At 43.0% G+C, this 16,155-nt stretch carries 9 protein-coding genes; 6 read left to right on the top strand and 3 right to left on the bottom strand.

Going from position 1 to position 16,155, the window contains the following annotated elements; translation table 11 throughout:
• Positions 1–13 precede the first annotated feature (13 nt).
• The 6 genes from HQN88_RS32380 (at position 14) to HQN88_RS32405 (ending at position 13,220) form a co-directional block, all read left to right on the top strand.
• Positions 14–1,747, top strand: a complete 1,734-nt coding sequence (locus tag HQN88_RS32380) for a sensor histidine kinase (RefSeq protein WP_173120071.1) — start codon at positions 14–16, stop codon at positions 1,745–1,747.
• 190 nt (positions 1,748–1,937) lie between these two features.
• A complete protein-coding gene (locus HQN88_RS32385; protein ID WP_173120164.1) occupies positions 1,938–3,557 on the top strand; it encodes a response regulator transcription factor in 1,620 nt (539 codons plus the stop codon).
• A gap of 64 nt (positions 3,558–3,621) precedes the next feature.
• Positions 3,622–4,779, top strand: a complete 1,158-nt coding sequence (locus tag HQN88_RS32390; RefSeq protein WP_173120073.1) for a Gfo/Idh/MocA family protein — start codon at positions 3,622–3,624, stop codon at positions 4,777–4,779.
• Between the two features lie 72 nt (positions 4,780–4,851).
• Positions 4,852–5,928 carry a Gfo/Idh/MocA family protein gene (locus HQN88_RS32395; RefSeq protein ID WP_173120075.1) on the top strand — a complete coding sequence of 359 codons (1,077 nt, stop codon included), beginning with the start codon at positions 4,852–4,854 and terminating at the stop codon, positions 5,926–5,928.
• 443 nt (positions 5,929–6,371) lie between these two features.
• Positions 6,372–11,513, top strand: a complete 5,142-nt coding sequence (locus tag HQN88_RS32400) for a cohesin domain-containing protein (RefSeq protein ID WP_173120076.1) — start codon at positions 6,372–6,374, stop codon at positions 11,511–11,513.
• Between the two features lie 75 nt (positions 11,514–11,588).
• Positions 11,589–13,220, top strand: coding sequence for an S-layer homology domain-containing protein (locus tag HQN88_RS32405; RefSeq protein ID WP_173120078.1), 1,632 nt, complete (start codon positions 11,589–11,591; stop codon positions 13,218–13,220).
• Between the two features lie 347 nt (positions 13,221–13,567).
• On the opposite strand, the gene HQN88_RS38520 is transcribed toward HQN88_RS32405, so the two are convergent.
• Genes HQN88_RS38520 through HQN88_RS32420 form a run of 3 tightly spaced genes read right to left on the bottom strand, consistent with a single transcriptional unit; the run spans position 13,568 to position 16,134 of the window.
• Positions 13,568–14,332: a response regulator transcription factor gene (locus HQN88_RS38520; protein WP_173120080.1), complete on the bottom strand. Its 765-nt coding sequence runs from the start codon at positions 14,330–14,332 to the stop codon at positions 13,568–13,570.
• A 14-nt stretch (positions 14,333–14,346) separates the two neighbouring features.
• Positions 14,347–15,372, bottom strand: a complete 1,026-nt coding sequence (locus HQN88_RS32415) for a sensor histidine kinase (protein ID WP_173120082.1) — start codon at positions 15,370–15,372, stop codon at positions 14,347–14,349.
• Positions 15,373–15,405: 33 nt separating this feature from the next.
• Entirely contained in the window at positions 15,406–16,134 is a 729-nt protein-coding gene (locus HQN88_RS32420; protein WP_173120084.1) for a cache domain-containing protein, read from the bottom strand.
• Positions 16,135–16,155: the final 21 nt, after the last annotated feature.

Genomic DNA, 16,155 nt, shown 5'->3' on the forward strand with positions numbered 1-16,155 from the left:
GGAGATACCCCAGATGACTAACATTTTCAAGAAGTTTCGAATTGAGAGCCTGTTTTTCCGCAGCTTTTTTGTTCTTATCTTTCTGGTTCTAGTCAGTATTGTTTGGACGAGCTACAATATTTCTTCTAAAGCTCTGGTGAAAAACACCTCCCATTATCAACAACAATTGCTAGAAGAATTGAACAACGAAATTTCAACACGGCTAACAATGATTGAGCAGATATCCTTGTCCACTTCCCGTGACAACGAATTGATTAGACTTCTTTGGAATAGTCAGGACGAATTCGATCGGCACCAAAAAGCTGATAATGTCCAGAATACGATGGCCAATCTTACGTATTCCATTCCTATCATTCAAGGTATTGATCTATATATGGAGCGTCCTTTCCGGAAAGAAGAAAATAGTTACATCCAATTCTGGGATATAGAGGATTTGGATAATCGGAGAGAATGGAGTCAGTATTTGGACAAAAATGATTTTGCCTGGACATCCGAGTATGAAATTCCTAGCTTCACGGGGAATGTTCCAGTTCTTAGTTTTGGGAGAAAAATATTATTTAATGATACTTTTTTAGGTGTCGTTGTTATTCATGTAAAAGCCCAAGAAATCCGAACCCTGTTAAAAGGCCGCTCAAGGGACTCCAATCGGATTATGACAGATAGTAACGGGCAGGAAATTTTGAAAATAGGCGAAATGCAGGAGCAGTTGGAAATGAGTCAACGGGTGAACATGGAAACCGAGAAATCCGGCTTTATTCATATTCGCGGGAATTCTACGGTGGGAGATTCGCTTTTGGTATATTCGAAGTTGAATGATTCCAATTGGACTTTAGTGGAGATGACACCGTGGAATCAGATTACGGCCAGTAGCATCCGTTTGGCGGAGGTTATCGGCATCATTGGTGTTGCCGCTGTACTGTTGATGTTAATGCTGACTCTCTATTTAAGTAGACAATTTACGAAGCCAATTAATATGCTGGTCTCTGCCATGAGCTCCTATTCGATCGGTGGTAAGAATCAGGATTTGCCAGGAGATTACCAGAACGAGTTTGGTTATTTATTTGCCGGCTACCGAAAGCAAAACGAGCGGATTGAAGATTTGTACGTATCCCTCCAACAGCGATATGAGCAGCAACGTAAAGCTGAAATTGAAGCGCTACAGGCTAATATTAACCCTCACTTTCTCTACAACATGCTGGACCAGCTGAACTGGATGGCCATCGAGGCCGGACACGAAGAGCTTAGCCGGATTCTAGAACTAATGGGACAAATGTTTCGGATCGGCTTATCTAACGGAGACAGTTTCATTCCGATTGCAAATGAATTGGAGCATATTAAATGCTACCTGGAAATCCAGCAACTTCGCTGGGGAAACGGCCTTAATTATGCCATTGATGTGCCAATGGATGTTATGGAACTGTATATTCCTAAGCTGACATTGCAGCCTTTTGTAGAAAATTCTATCGTTCATGGATTTAACACAAGGCTGGCCGGTTATGTCCATATTCAGATGAACCGGCTGGAGAACTCGCTTCAAATCATCATCGATGATGACGGTATCGGTCTCCAACAAGTGGTGGAGAATAAGAGGAAACGTCATACGGGAGGTTACGGAATTCGCAATGTAAGGGATAGAATTGCTGGTTATTTCCGGCATATCTACGGTGTTGAGTTGTACGAGCGGGAGGAAGGGGGAACGAGGGTAGAAATATTCCTTCCATTATTGACGGAGCCTCCAACCAATTAATTTTAATTGAAAAATGAATGAAGGAATCGTGATATTTTATAATAATTTGTGCATCATTCCTATTTAAACCTTAATAATAGGTCGTTATGATGAAGATGATGGCAGTCAGAAGGGCATAGGATCCAGTCATATATGTTAGGCTTGTTACTCTTGAATGCTAATAAATGCATAGCTAAAGGAGGTAAATATGGTGTGGAAGATCGCGATTATTGACGATGAACGCCAAGTGCTCCAAGGAATGAAGCGTGCCATTCCTTGGGATGAATTGGAAGCGGAGTGGGTTGGGGAAGCTATGAATGGCGTCGATGGGTTAAATATAATCCGAAGTACACAGCCGGATATTATTATAACGGACATATATATGCCCCTTATGAATGGCTTAGATATGATTGAACAGTTAAGAAAAGAAGAATTTCCTGGGAAGATTATCATTTTGAGTGGATATTCTGATTTTGAACATGCCAGACAAGCTCTGCGGTATAACGTCAGTGATTATGTATCAAAGCCGATCAGCATGCCGACCTTAAAAGTGATTCTAAACAAGGTTATCCAAGAGCTGGTGGATGTGGAAGAAAGGCGGATGAAGCAAGGAGAGTTAGAGTATAAGCTGATGTTGTACGAACCATTTATTGAGAAGGAATGGGTGCGTTCAGCTGCAGTAGGCACATTGGACAATGCTAACCAAAATGGGGGGATTCTTCCTCAGCCTTACCGATTCTGGTCCTATTCTAATCATGCAGTGATCGGGATAGAGTTAATCCGCGATGAGCGAGTCCGCAAATTTTCAGTGTCAGACTGGAATTTATTTCGGTTCGCAGTGAGTAATATCGTTTATGAGTTGGCACGAAGGATATTTCCTAGCGTTGAATATACAGAGCTTCATAGCACGCGAGCTGTATTGATTATCCATCCGGAAGCGGGTAACAATGAACACACCCAAAAGGCCATTGAAGTCTTGGGCATCCAGATTATTGAAAGTGTTGCAAATTATCTGAAACTGATGAGTCGTGTTGGAAGCGGTAACATTAAGTCCGACTGGACCAAAATCCCAGATTCAACGGAGGAAGCATTCCGTGCCATCGATATGAGACAACTGCGCCCTAAATCATCCTTTGAGTTTTTTGTTTATCAGGGGGAAGTGACGACCGAGAAGGAGCAAGTCGCCCTGTTTCCGGTTAAATTCTCATACGAACTGGCCAATGCCATGAAGGCTGTTCAGGAAACAAAAGCGCAGCAGTTAGTTGCCGATTATATCAGAGAGCTGGAGAGCCATGCGGGGATAGACTCTGAATATGTTCAGATGCTGGGAAGTGAATTATGGGGGATTATTTCATATTGTCTTTATGAAGCCGGACATGTACTGGATGATCTCTTCACGAACGACCAGATTGCCAAGGAAATCAAGGGCTTAATCCAGCCTGATCAGCTGCAGAAGTGGTTATCGGAGAAAATCTCCATTATCTGCGACAGCAGACAATGGAAGGGCAGCAGCAAACACCGTCAGGTCGTCGAATTCATTACCCACTACATTCACGAGCATTATGCTGATGATTTGACGTTGGCCGTTTTGTCGGATAAAGTGCTGATTTCACGTAACCATTTGTCTATCATTTTCAAAAATATAACCGGCGAAACCTTCAACACCTACTTGACTCGTGTGAGGATTGAAAAAGCCCGAGAGCTGCTTTTAGAACGGAATATGCTCGTCTATGAGGTTGCAGAGAGTGTCGGCTACAAAAATTTCCCTTATTTTAGCCTACTTTTCAAAAAAATGACCGGCATGAACCCGACAGACCTCATTAAAATGTGACCCTTTGCCAGTTAAGCCAAGTACTAATAAATTCAATTCTTTGTTTCTAAAGGAGTGGAAGCACATGATTCGAATTGCACTTATCGGAACAGGATCTATCGCTGATGCTCATCTCGAAGCCTACACTCGTTTTCCAGATCGCTGTCAAGTGGTTGCCCTAGTGAATAATACGACCGAGAAGGCACACCGTCTAAAAATAAAATATAAATTGGATTGCCAGATCATGCAGGATTACCGTGAGCTTCTTATACGTAAGGAGGTGGACTTAGTCTCTATCTGTATTCCTCCCCAGGATCATGCTGCAGTGACAATAGACTGTCTGAAGGCCGGTAAGCATGTACTGCTTGAGAAGCCAATGGCTATGTCATTGGAAGAATGCGACAGGATGATTGAAGCAGCGGAGGCGTCGGGGCGGATATTGTCTGTAGTGGCGCAAAACCGTTACTTCGATCACATTGTGAAACTTAAAACTACGTTAGACTCAGGTCTGGTTGGAAAAATTGCCCATGCGAAGGTGGAATCGCACTGGTGGAGAGGCCAAAATTATTATGATCTTTGGTGGCGGGGAACTTGGGAGACGGAGGGAGGCGGGTGTACCCTGAACCATGGGGTTCACCATATCGATATCCTGCAGTGGATGATGGGCATGCCCCAAACGGTTCAAGCGGTCATTAGCAATGCTTTGCATTCGAATTCGGAAGTGGAGGATATTTCAGTTGCTCTTTTATCCTATTCTAACGGCAGCATAGCTCAATTTACTTGTTCCGTTAATCATCATGGCGAAGAGCAGCAGATTGTTTTTCATGGAGAGAAAGCAAGAGTTTCAGCTCCTTGGAAGATAGGTGCTTCCACTCAGATGGAGAATGGCTTTCCGAAACGCAACAACGAATTGGAGAAAGAGATCGAGAGATACTATAACGGGCTAGCGTCATTGCCGTTTACCGGTCACTCGGGACAAATTGATGATATATTGAGCAGTATCGAAAGAGGCTCTCTAGCTGTCATGATTGACGGTCATGAAGGAAGGAAAGTCATCGAATTGGTGACTGCGATCTACGAAGCGGCCATAATTGCCAAGCCAGTTCAGCTGCCACTAACAATAGATAGTCCATTATATACAAGAGAAGGCATTCTTACCCATGCTCCACGTTTCAACAAAAAACTGAAATCTGTTGCATCCTTTGGCACCAACGAAATTACGCTTGGAGGAAACAACGTATGACGTAGTGCTGCTAATAATGCACACGTGTTCCATAAGTTAGATCAGTTTAAATTCATTTAGGGGGAACTTCTAATGGCAGTGAAAATCAGCATTATTGGTGGAGCTGGCTTCCGTGCACAGTATTTTTTACGGATCGCCCAGGCACTGCCGGAACAGTTTCAGATCAGCAGCATGGTCGTGAGGGATCCATCCAAAAGGATAGCGATGGAAGAACAATGGCGTGTACCAGCGTACCATTCTCTAGAAGAACTATTGAAGTATGACCGACCGGATTTCATTGTGCTGTGTGTAAGCAGTTCTCAGAGTCTGGACTATCTTATTAAGCTTGCGAAGGTGGGAATACCAGTTCTGGTAGAGACGCCGCCTGCACCAGATATGCAGGGACTAGAACTTCTACACGACAAACTGACGTTGACCGGGGCTAAGGTTCAAGTGGCTGAGCAGTATCAATTTCATCCCGTGCAGGAGGCACGTTTGGCCCTGATCCGTTCGGGAAAACTCGGAGTTATTTCGGAAACAACGGTTTCCATTTCCCATCTTTACCATGCCGTCAGCCTAATCCGCCGGATACTGGGGATCACATTTGAGGAAGTTAAGATCAAAGCCATGCGTTTCGAATCCAAATGGGTCAGCGGTCCGACCCGGAGCGGTCCACCAGCAGAAGACAGGATGATTCCCATGCAAAGGGATCTGGCATGGCTGGATTTCGGAGACAGGCTTGGGATATATGACTTTACCAAAGACCAACACCGATCCTGGATCCGTTCCAACCATCTTTCCATAAGGGGAGAGAGAGGAGAAATTTTCGATAATCGGATTCTAATTCAGCAAGAAAACACGGTTCCATTGCAAATGGATTTGAAGCGAATCAACCGGGGGGAGTATGAGAATGCGGAAGGCTATTTCCTACAAGGATTTCTTTGCGGGGAACAATGGCTGTACCGGAACCCGTTTGCTCCGGCTAGGCTATATGACGATGAGATTGCCATTGCTAGCTGTCTGGCAAAGATGGCCGAATATAGTAACGGCGGCCCGGAATTTTACAGTTTGGCGGAGGCGTCTCAGGATCACTATTTGGGCATGATGATTGAAAAGGCGATAATGACAGGTGAAACAGTGACCACTTCCAAACCGTATTGGGCTAAATAATACGGATTATTCACCCCAGAATGCAACCGAACACTCGCTTGTAGCAAACAGAAGATTATGTGTATAGTCGAGAAAAAGGGAAATGCCGCAGGCTGTAAGCATTTTCGGTCTATTTTATAACAAATCGTGGATCATTCATATATATAACTTACTCTCGAGTTGGTACTATAGTAACAGGTAGGACAAATTATTCATGAAATAGAGGAGGGGGAAAGATTTTGAAGGAGGGAGAAATGATTGCGAGAACAGGAAACTTGTAGTGTGTATGTATCGCAGTTTTAGTGCTGTTTTTCGCTGACTTGTGGTAGAGATGATTCACATTAATCGGATCCCGCATTAATGAAAGCGCATACATTTATGTGTGGAATTCCAAGTTAACATGTATGAGGAAGAATGAAATAACCGGTACATTAGATGATGAAAGCTAAGGAGGAACACGTAGAATGAATATCAATAACTGGCGAAAGTCGCTTTCAATTAACTTGATTAGCGCACTGATGCTCTCGGCCATTGCCCCTATGGTGGTTTCCACTTCGGTTCATGCAGCAGTTAGTGCTGCTCCAGTAACAGCAAACTGGTATACGCAATATCAGACAATGGATGGTTTAGGCGCCGCTTATGCATACACGGATTCCGTCCATATGATGCAGCTTGCTACAGCTGGCCATCAGGACACCGTAAGACATCTGCTGAATCTGACATTCAGTGAAAAAGATGGAACCGGACACGACATTGTACGTGTGATCATCGGCGATAACGGTGGCCTCACCACTGCTAATGCGACAGCAACTAGCCCGGGCTTCAATCCTGTAACTGGCTTGCTTGCCGATGTTACAAAACCAGGATTTGATATCCAGAATAATCCGATTCCTATGAGAGGAACGGCCGGTCAGTACGGATACAAAATTGAACCAAGTGACCGTTTCTATGATGGCAATACCGATAGTATTTGGCCTAATGAGCCAGAACATGCCCCAGGTACGCTTGTGCCTGTCGAAGGATTCGTATGGGATTACCCATCTTGGAATCAACCGATTGCTAATGACGATGGAGGCCCTACCAATCTCTTGAGCGCACCCGGCCAAGATCCTGTAATCATTAAAAACACGCCACGAACTCGAAAAGAGCTGTTCGATTTTGATCAGGTATGGACAATGCTTCAGGCTAAGCAGTATGGCGTAAAGCAATTCTATGCCTGCACATGGACTGCACCTTATTGGATGAGTAATTCGTCAACCAATGCACCTAACAAGATTATTCGAGCGGACGTAGCTACAATTGACGGAAAGCCAGTGAAAATTTATTACCAGGCTTTTGCTGATTATCTTGTCAATTATATCCGAGGCATGTGGGAGCAGTGGGGTATTCCCATTACCGATATCAATCCCTTTAATGAGGTTGACCTTGCAGGCGGAAGCGCTGCATATGTGACAGAGCTTATTGACAGCTACATCGGTCCCACTATGAAAAAATCGATGCAACCAGGCGGTGCGCTCTACGATATTAAGGATCCAAACGGTAAGATTATTGATTTTATACCTCAGCTTGCAGCAGTAGATGGTACTAACCTCAGTGCATCTATAAGCAGAGGCGGTGCGGTATTTTCTGAGACTGACCCGGGTAATGCAACAGATAAAAATCCGTATCTCGATACGTTTACGACTCACTTGTATGGTACGGTCGGTATCGGTACGGATGAAACGAAGTTGTACCATACGGGTGACTTTTCCCAAAGTCCGTTGGATTATACCAAGGATGGCTCCAAGTATCCGGAATTCCTGACCAAATATAAGCTTTGGCAAGCCGAGTTCATGAATCAGGATACTGGCGATGGTTCTGCAGGTGCTTATACGCAACGTTACGGCAATCAGAACATTAATGACGCCGTCCGTTGGTCCAACTTGCTATCCAATATGTTCACCAGCAATCCAGGCTTCAACGGCTTCGTTTGGTGGAGTATGTGGGATAACAACGGTGCAGACGGATCTGATTTAATTCGCTTTGTAACTACCAACTCCCAGCAGAAGGCAGGACACACCAGTACGCTGACTGGCGAATACCGTTTGTTTAAGCGCTTTTATGGCTATGGGCATTTCTCCCGCTTTATTAAGCCAGGCGATGTACGCTTCGATGTAACTCGTGCACCTGTAGCTGACATTAATGTTGTCGGTTTCAAGAACCCAATGAATAATGATTTCGCTATGACAGTATCCAACGCAAAAAATGATGACAGTGTTCAACCTTTGGAATTCACGCTGAAAGACTTCCCGGCAGGTACCACAAGTGTAACTGTGTTCCGTACCTCAGGCAGTGAGAACCAGAAGAAGCTGGCTACGATTCCTGTAAGTAATGGCAAGTTCGTTATCGACATCCCTTCGGCTAGCATCGTTACCATCGTACCGTCCCAGGGGACCTTTGCCACTTATAACGGTCTTGATGGCGAACGCGATATTTTCTCTTCCCTTGAAGCGGAAGCAAATGACAACAGTGTGCCTGGTAACACGGCGGGAAATGCTGGTCGTGACAACGAGGCTGTCACACTTGGCGATAGTAAATACCTGGCTTACAAAAACATTAACTTTGCGGATGGTTCCGCTAATGGTGGTGTGGTCCGTAGACACTTGTTATATCTGACCGCACAGTCGAAATCAGCCCAAGGCGGCAATCTTCAAGCTTATGTCCTCCCAGTGGGAACACCTGTGAACAACACCGCCGATATCTTATCCAACGGTACACAGGTAGCTAATATTTTCGTACCGGCCAATGACAAATACGGCAAGTTTCAAGATATGGTAGACACAGGCGACCTAAGCGCATATGGTCATAAGGATCTCTACATCGTAGCTGCTCCGAACGTATCCAGTGATACGATCACTGTAGATCGTTTCTTATTCGGTGCCAACGATTCCGATTGGAGTACAGCTGCTAACAACTCAACAGTGTCGATACCAGGCAATATTCTTCTCAATGGCGACTTTGACACGACAACAGCTTCCAACACAACCAACTGGTCAGCAGGTCGATACAATAATGGAACGTTTGAACAATCGGTTACAGGACCTGTATTAACAGCAGATAATATTCAGAGCTACTCAGGTATTTCACGTTATCTGAAAAACAGCAACACATCGAAGGTAGCTGGTTCTGGAAAGCTTGCTAACCGTATTAATGCTCAAGAGCAGTATGACGGATTGTGGCAGGATGTTACCGGCAAGTTGACCAAGGGAGATAAGTACAACTTCAAAGGATACTTCCTCTCCATGAAGAGTCGTCCAGAAAGCTATGATATAGCGGCTGAGGGACCTGGTGATGTGGAAGCCAAGCTGGTCTATTACGACAGCGTGGGCAATCAACTGGGCAGTACCCAGATTAATAACCGTGATATGCCTGAGCCTTACGCAGCTCGTGAAGCCGGAGATCCTGCATATTGGAACAATGGCCAGTTAGTTGGCCGTATCCTTGAGGGCGGGCCTGTTAGCTTAACCTCCTTCCAGCCAGTAGATGTAAAGATTGCAGATTGGCATGAGACACCTAACCAACCATTCACTTATCATGAACCAGATGGCACTGCTAAGGTAGTTTTGGCCTTGTATGCGAAAGATTCCAACCTTTTTTATGCAGATCAGCTTTCACTGACACCTGAAATGATACCAACGTACAGCGTGTTTGTTGATGGAGTTCAACCAACCAATTTCGATATTAACAAATCGGATTATACGTTCACGGTAACTGGAAGTACAATTCCGACTGTAACAGCATCTAGCAACGATAAAGATGTGCAAGTAAATATCACGCAAGCGGGTAGTACACAAGGTATGGCTATCATACGTTTTATTAAAGGCCAAAATGTTAAAACGTATAAGATAGCGCTTAGTACAAGTGAAGTCATTAATTTTGCGAGCGGGCTTCCAACAGGGTGGCAAATAGCCAACCCAACGGATCCTCAGAATCCTGAGAGTGCAGTGACCTACAGTGCTGCAGGCGCATCCATTGCTACGCAGAAGGCGGATACCGATTATCCAAACAGCCATAATATTCTACAATTCCCAGGTTCGGCTAATGGGAACTGGACACTTTCAGCAAAGCTTACAGTAAATAAAGCCTTAAGTGATTCTTCATTCGCCGAGAATACACAAATCGGGCTCAGTATAAGCCGAGCTTCGACAGGTGAATTCTTTAGAATCAATGCAAGAAAAAATGGCACTTCTATTAAAATCAATAATTCGGATATGGTAGGTACCACCCCTCATTCGAATACAACTGGTCAGACAACATTAAGTGGCACCGACTATTATCTGCGTATTGTGAAGACTGGAAACGATGTGCAAGGATACTATTCAAGAGATAATGGTTCAACCTATTCACCTCTGGGCAATACTTCGTCTAACGTTGCGACCACGTTCACCCCAGATTTCTTTACGAATGCCAAAGTACAATTGTTTGCAACAAACTTTAGTGCTACAACGGATTTGCAAGCGACATTCTCCAATGTGACTCTAGTGAAAACATTAGGGGAGACTGGAAATGTTGATACAGACCAACAAGCTGTGGAACAAGCAGCAACTCTGCTTGGCAACAGCATCACTGTACCGAATGCAACCGGTGATGACGCAGCAACATTGAAAACAAAAGCTCAACAATTACTCAATACGAATGCTAATTTAAATTCACTTGGCGTGACGGCCCAAATTCTAGGCGGGAATGGTCAATATGTACTGAGCATAACCAAGGGAAGCTCAACGTTAACTGTAAATGGCTTTACCATTATTGCTCAGGCTGGATTCTCAGCGGCATTAACGGGGATTACCAGTGTTACTCCTGGTCAGTCATTTAACGTAAACTATGGATTAGTCAACGTAACACAAGGCGTATATGCCCAAGATTTAACCCTTAACTTTAACGCTTCCCAGCTTGAGCTTCAGGGCGTTCAATCCTTGAAATCGGGAATTGTAGTCGCAGACAGTCATGTCATAGCACCGGGCCAAGTCCGTGTTCTGGCCTACTCACAAGGTGTAGCGAATGCAGTGTACGGAAACGGGGAACTTCTTCAGTTTCAGTTCAAGGCACTTTCTTCATCCAGTACGGTGACTAATTCAGTATATCTATCAGATGTTAAAGTATCCGACGATATTGGAACGGTCTCGACGATAAATAGTGGCTTTTCGCATAACGTTACAATAGCCGCAAACATAATCGATAAAACGGTGTTAACTAGTACTATTGGAACAGCAGTCGCAAGCCTCGACGCTGCAATGGAAGGTTCTCTGTGGGGACAATATCCAGTTGGTTCCAAAGCAACCTTGCAGGCAGTAGTGAGCCAGGCACAAGTGACGGCATCGAATGCCTCCGCTACGCAAGTTGAGGTAAACCAAATAGCCTCACAGCTTAGCAGTGCACTGCAAACCTTTACAAATGCTATTCATACGCAAGCAACGATTGGTGATTTGGGTTTCTTAGCTAATCACTACAATAAAACCTCAGATTCATCGGAATGGAACAAATTTAAGCGTTACGATAATAATCATAACGGACGGATCGATATCTCCGACCTTGCGTACATCGCAAGACTTATCCTAAATTACTAAAGAAAAGCAATAATTTCCGGAGGAAGGTAGCGTAATACCTTCTTCCGGTATTTTAGCGGAGAGGATGAAGAAGCTATGCTCAAAAGACAAGCTTTAACGGGAAGGGTTTTGGCAATCATGTTCTTATGCACGGTTTGGATACTTCCCTTATCCACAGCACATGCTGATAGTTCACCGCAATTTAAATTGATAACAACCTCTGACTCGACAGTCGTAGGTAGCGATCTGAAGGTTAGTATTCAGGGATTACAATTGAATGACTTATATGCCTATGAGATAAATCTTACTTTTGATTCAACGAAGCTTCAATTCAAAACTGCAGTAAGTGATGCACTAGGAGGATTTACAGTTCCCCCTATCCTCAATGGCAATCAACTTCAGATCGCACATACAAGCGTAGGTGCCAATCGGGGATTAGATGGAAGTAACAACTTATTTACACTTACTTTTACAGGGTTAGCGACCGGAACAGCGGACATCGTGCTTGACAACATTATCTTAGTGGATTCCCAATTGAATTCTTTGGATACAGCTGGTGGTGCTCAGAAAAGCGTTAGCATTGTGAGTAATAGTAACGGTAATGGTGGTGGTAGTGGTAACACAGGCGGTAATCCTATCACTGATTCGGTAAAGATTACAGACGATGGTCATGGCAAGAAAACAGTAGAGTTTCCAGAAACGGACAATGTAGTACGTGTAGCGGTGAATCGAATCGGTATGGACTCTCTAAAAAGTCTAGAGTTTAAAAAAGAGAATCTTAGCGTTGAACTACCTCCCGAAGTTTTGCAACAGCTAAGAGGAAATTTATCTGAGGATCAATTGAATAAAAGTACGCTCGTTTTCACTATGAATCCTCTGTCGCGTAATGAAGCAGACACTCTAATAGATCGAGGTGAGCAGTCCCATAATGTCGGTTTAAAACCGTCTGGTAACGCGTATGAATTCAGTTTACAATTGATCACGAGTGACAATCAGATCACTTCCTTGACAACTTTCACAAAGCCAATTACTTTGCGATTTAAAGTAGATCCTTCCTTAAATTCTAAGCTAGTTTCTATTTATTTCATTGCGGATGACGGAGAGCTTGAGTTTATAGGAGGCAAGTACGCAAACGGAGAAATTTCTGCCGACATTTATCACTTTAGTAAATACGCAGCCTTAGAATATACAAAAACATTCGAAGATGTTCCAAATGTCCATTGGGCGAACAATGTCATTACGGAACTTGCTGCCAAGCATATTTTATCCGGTACGAGCAACTCCCAGTTTGAGCCGGAGCGAAAGGTCACTCGGGCTGAATTCACCGCATTGCTGGTTAGAGCTCTTCATTTAACCAACAAAGGAAACATCGCTTTCTCGGATGTTTCAGCATCGGATTGGTTTTATCCTGAAGTATCAATAGCAGTAAAGGCCGGGATTGTAGAAGGAAAGAGCGCATCGGCTTTCGCGCCTGAGGCATCAATTACACGAGAAGAAATGGTTACTATGCTCATGCGGGCTTATGGAATGCAACACAGTGACGCTGCTATACCTTCGGGAACTGCGTTTGATGATGAGAACGCTGTATCACCATGGGCCGTGACTTATGTTAGGAATGCGAGAGCTTTGCATCTTATAGAAGGCCGGGAGGCTAATTTATTCATACCTCAAGGTGTCGGAACTAGAGCGGAGGCTTCGCAAGTTATTTATAATTTCTTGGGGCTGTAAAATGTAACAATGGTGAGCCAGGGCGAATGCCTTGGCTCTATATGACTGTGGTGACAGTTCCATTTTGGTTACTGTAAAAAGAAATGATATGTTAGCTTTGACCGTTTCGTTTATGGAGTAAACGGCTTTCCGCAGTTCCTTGCTTGATCTTGCAGGATCTTTCGCGGCTACTTCTGGTTGTAGCGTGCTTTCGTATGCTTATGTAGAGATCATGCAAAAATTATATGATAACTTGGCTAAAAAATAATAATATTTTAATTTAATATAACTTAAAGAAGCTATCAGAGGTAACTTGTTCCTATGATAGCTTTGTTGGGGATGGATCACAAAGCGCACGAAGATGGCAATCACTCAAACAAATTCCGATACTCCGTCGGGGTTCTTTCTGCAACTTGTTTGAAAATTCTACTGAAATAATAAGGATCTGGGTAGCCTACACGCTGGGAAATTTCTCTTATAGAGAGATTTTTTTCCTTTGTAAGCAAATATTTGGCGTGATTGATGCGCACTGTTGTCAAGTATTTGGAAGGCGGGCCCCCGGAATGTTTGATGAAAATTTTACTAAGATAAGAAGGATGAAAATTAAAGTGTCTGGAGATCGATTCCAGTGTAATTTCTTCATAAAAGTTTTCTTTTAAATATAGTTGAACCATCTGCACAATTTCTTCAGGTGCACGCATCGTTTTCTCGGAAGAAGGCAGTGACTTAGGTAACTGCCTTTTGTTTTCAATTGACATCTTAATCTTAATTAGGACTTGTTCTAATTCGCTGGTGATGATCGGCTTTAATAAGTACTCATTCACATTGAATTTAATGGCTTGACGTGCGTAATCGAAATTGTTGTACCCACTGATGATTACCTTTTCGATATGGGGAAATTGAAGTGAGACTTGTTTTAAGAGCTCTAATCCATCAATGGCAGGCATTTGAATATCCGTAAATAAAACATCGACAGTATTATTTTCAAGCACCTTCAGCGCGGACAAACCGTCTTGAGCAGTACCAATGATAACAAAGGAAGTATCTAGAGATTGAATTTTCTTAACAATATTATTCAAAATCAATTCTTCATCCTCAACGACTACAACGCGAATTTGTGTTGTATGCTCCACTTCGACTCACCCCTTCAACGTTTTCCTCCAACGATAACCTTTGCCCCGCCATCTGGTAGGTTAATAGTTTGCATATACAAATCTGTACTGTAAGAAATTTTTAGCCTGAGATAAATATTCAGTAGTCCCATACCATCAAGCTGCAGCCCAGGAATGATCCCGGTTTGTTCGATTTCCCGAATCCTATTCGTAAATTCAGCGATGGCACTCTGATCAAATCCAGGTCCATTATCGGTAACTTCTACGAACCACTGGTCGTTCTCCTGATACCCTCTCACCTTAATTGTCCATGGAGGCAACAGTTTGGATGAGTACTTCAGCGAATTCTCAACAAGTGGTTGAATAATTAATCTTGGAACTGGAATATTTTTCATATCATCTGCCAATTCAAATGTATACAGAACGTTTTGTTTATGTCTGATTTTAATGCATTCCAGATACTTTTCGGTATAGGCTAGTTCAGTTTCTAAAGGAACAAGAGATGAATTATCAGCGGATATGTATCTTAACATCATAGATAAATTCTCAATCATGATTACAATTTGCTCGTTCATATTTTCTTCGGCCATGATGGAAATCGTAGTTAACGTATTGTATAAAAAATGAGGATTCATCTGTGATTGAAGCGCTAACATTTTAGCTTGAAGTTCCTGCAACTGGGACATTAACAATTGGTCCATGGATTCTTTCAATCTTTCGCTCATCTTGTTAAAAGCTAACTGCAAGCGATCCAGCTCGTTTAGACCACTGTTTAGTTCCAAATGGGTATGAGAGGTGATACCTACTAAATTGGTGGATTTCATAGTGGCATGCATTCTTGCTATTGGCTTTGTAATACGTTTAGCTGCAAGGTAAGAAAGCGAAATAGCAAGTAGTAGAATGGCGAAACTAACCATGGCGATTTTTTTGGTGAAATTATTTAAAGGGCCTAATAATTGCTGTTCGGAGACAAGTAGTGCAATGTTCCAACCTGTGTATTCGGAATGAGCGATACTATAAATTTCTTTCTCATTTGTAATAGGGTTACGGATGTTGCTCATAGCTGAATGGGAATTGGGTTGCAGAAGGGTAAACTAAGAAATTAGTTCCTTAGCTTTGGGGTTAGTTGGATAAATAATGTCCCCAATATCCGTATATACAATAACCTTTTGCCCATAGTTGTGCTTCATGTAATCATTAATGTTGGTAAATAATTTGTCTGCATCTTGCTTGACTTCTACGATACCTTCCGGGGTATTATTAGCGTCGAAAAACAACCGAACTAGTGAGATGGAATACGCATCCTTGGAGGATAGGAATAGTGAAAGCTCATCATCCTTCTCAGGAATTGTGATGTATTTGCCTTTGGTATTTGCGAGCACCTCTTCATACCAAAGTTTATTAGGCAAGTTTACCTTCGTTCTCCGGTTGTCGATGCCGGATCCAAACATGTTTCCTCCTAAATCATATAGATTAATTTGATTGACCGGGAGAGCAGGTCCATTTGCTGCAACTAAAATGTCTGCTAGATCTTTATTGTTATTGATCGTGTCGCCAGATCCACCAGTAAATTTAAGGAATTTGTCTTTCACAAGATTAGAATACAAAATATTTAAGGATACAGAGTCAATTCTTCTAATTTCTAGGTCTAATTTGTCCTGCATGGATTGTGAGAGATTATCAAGAGATTCAACCGCTTTTTTCTTTAATAAATCGGATGACCAGATATAGAAAGGTACAACAACTAACGATAATACCACTATGATGATTAAGGAATAGGTCTGAAAAAGAACGAATCGAATGGTACGTTTTTGAATGACCATAGTCTCCTACTGAATACATGA

Source organism: Paenibacillus qinlingensis (assembly GCF_013204845.1).
GTDB classification, from domain to species: Bacteria; Bacillota; Bacilli; order Paenibacillales; family NBRC-103111; genus Paenibacillus_E; species Paenibacillus_E qinlingensis.

What these genes read in the sequence shown, in the direction of transcription:
- HQN88_RS32380 (WP_173120071.1), top strand. Translation starts at nt 14, where the DNA reads ATGACTAACATTTTCAAGAAGTTTCGAATTGAGAGCCTGTTTTTCCGC.
- HQN88_RS32405 (WP_173120078.1), top strand. Translation starts at nt 11,589, where the DNA reads ATGCTCAAAAGACAAGCTTTAACGGGAAGGGTTTTGGCAATCATGTTC.
- HQN88_RS32415 (WP_173120082.1), bottom strand. Translation starts at nt 15,372, where the DNA reads ATGAGCAACATCCGTAACCCTATTACAAATGAGAAAGAAATTTATAGT.
- HQN88_RS32395 (WP_173120075.1), top strand. Translation starts at nt 4,852, where the DNA reads ATGGCAGTGAAAATCAGCATTATTGGTGGAGCTGGCTTCCGTGCACAG.
- HQN88_RS32400 (WP_173120076.1), top strand. Translation starts at nt 6,372, where the DNA reads ATGAATATCAATAACTGGCGAAAGTCGCTTTCAATTAACTTGATTAGC.
- HQN88_RS32390 (WP_173120073.1), top strand. Translation starts at nt 3,622, where the DNA reads ATGATTCGAATTGCACTTATCGGAACAGGATCTATCGCTGATGCTCAT.
- HQN88_RS32420 (WP_173120084.1), bottom strand. Translation starts at nt 16,134, where the DNA reads ATGGTCATTCAAAAACGTACCATTCGATTCGTTCTTTTTCAGACCTAT.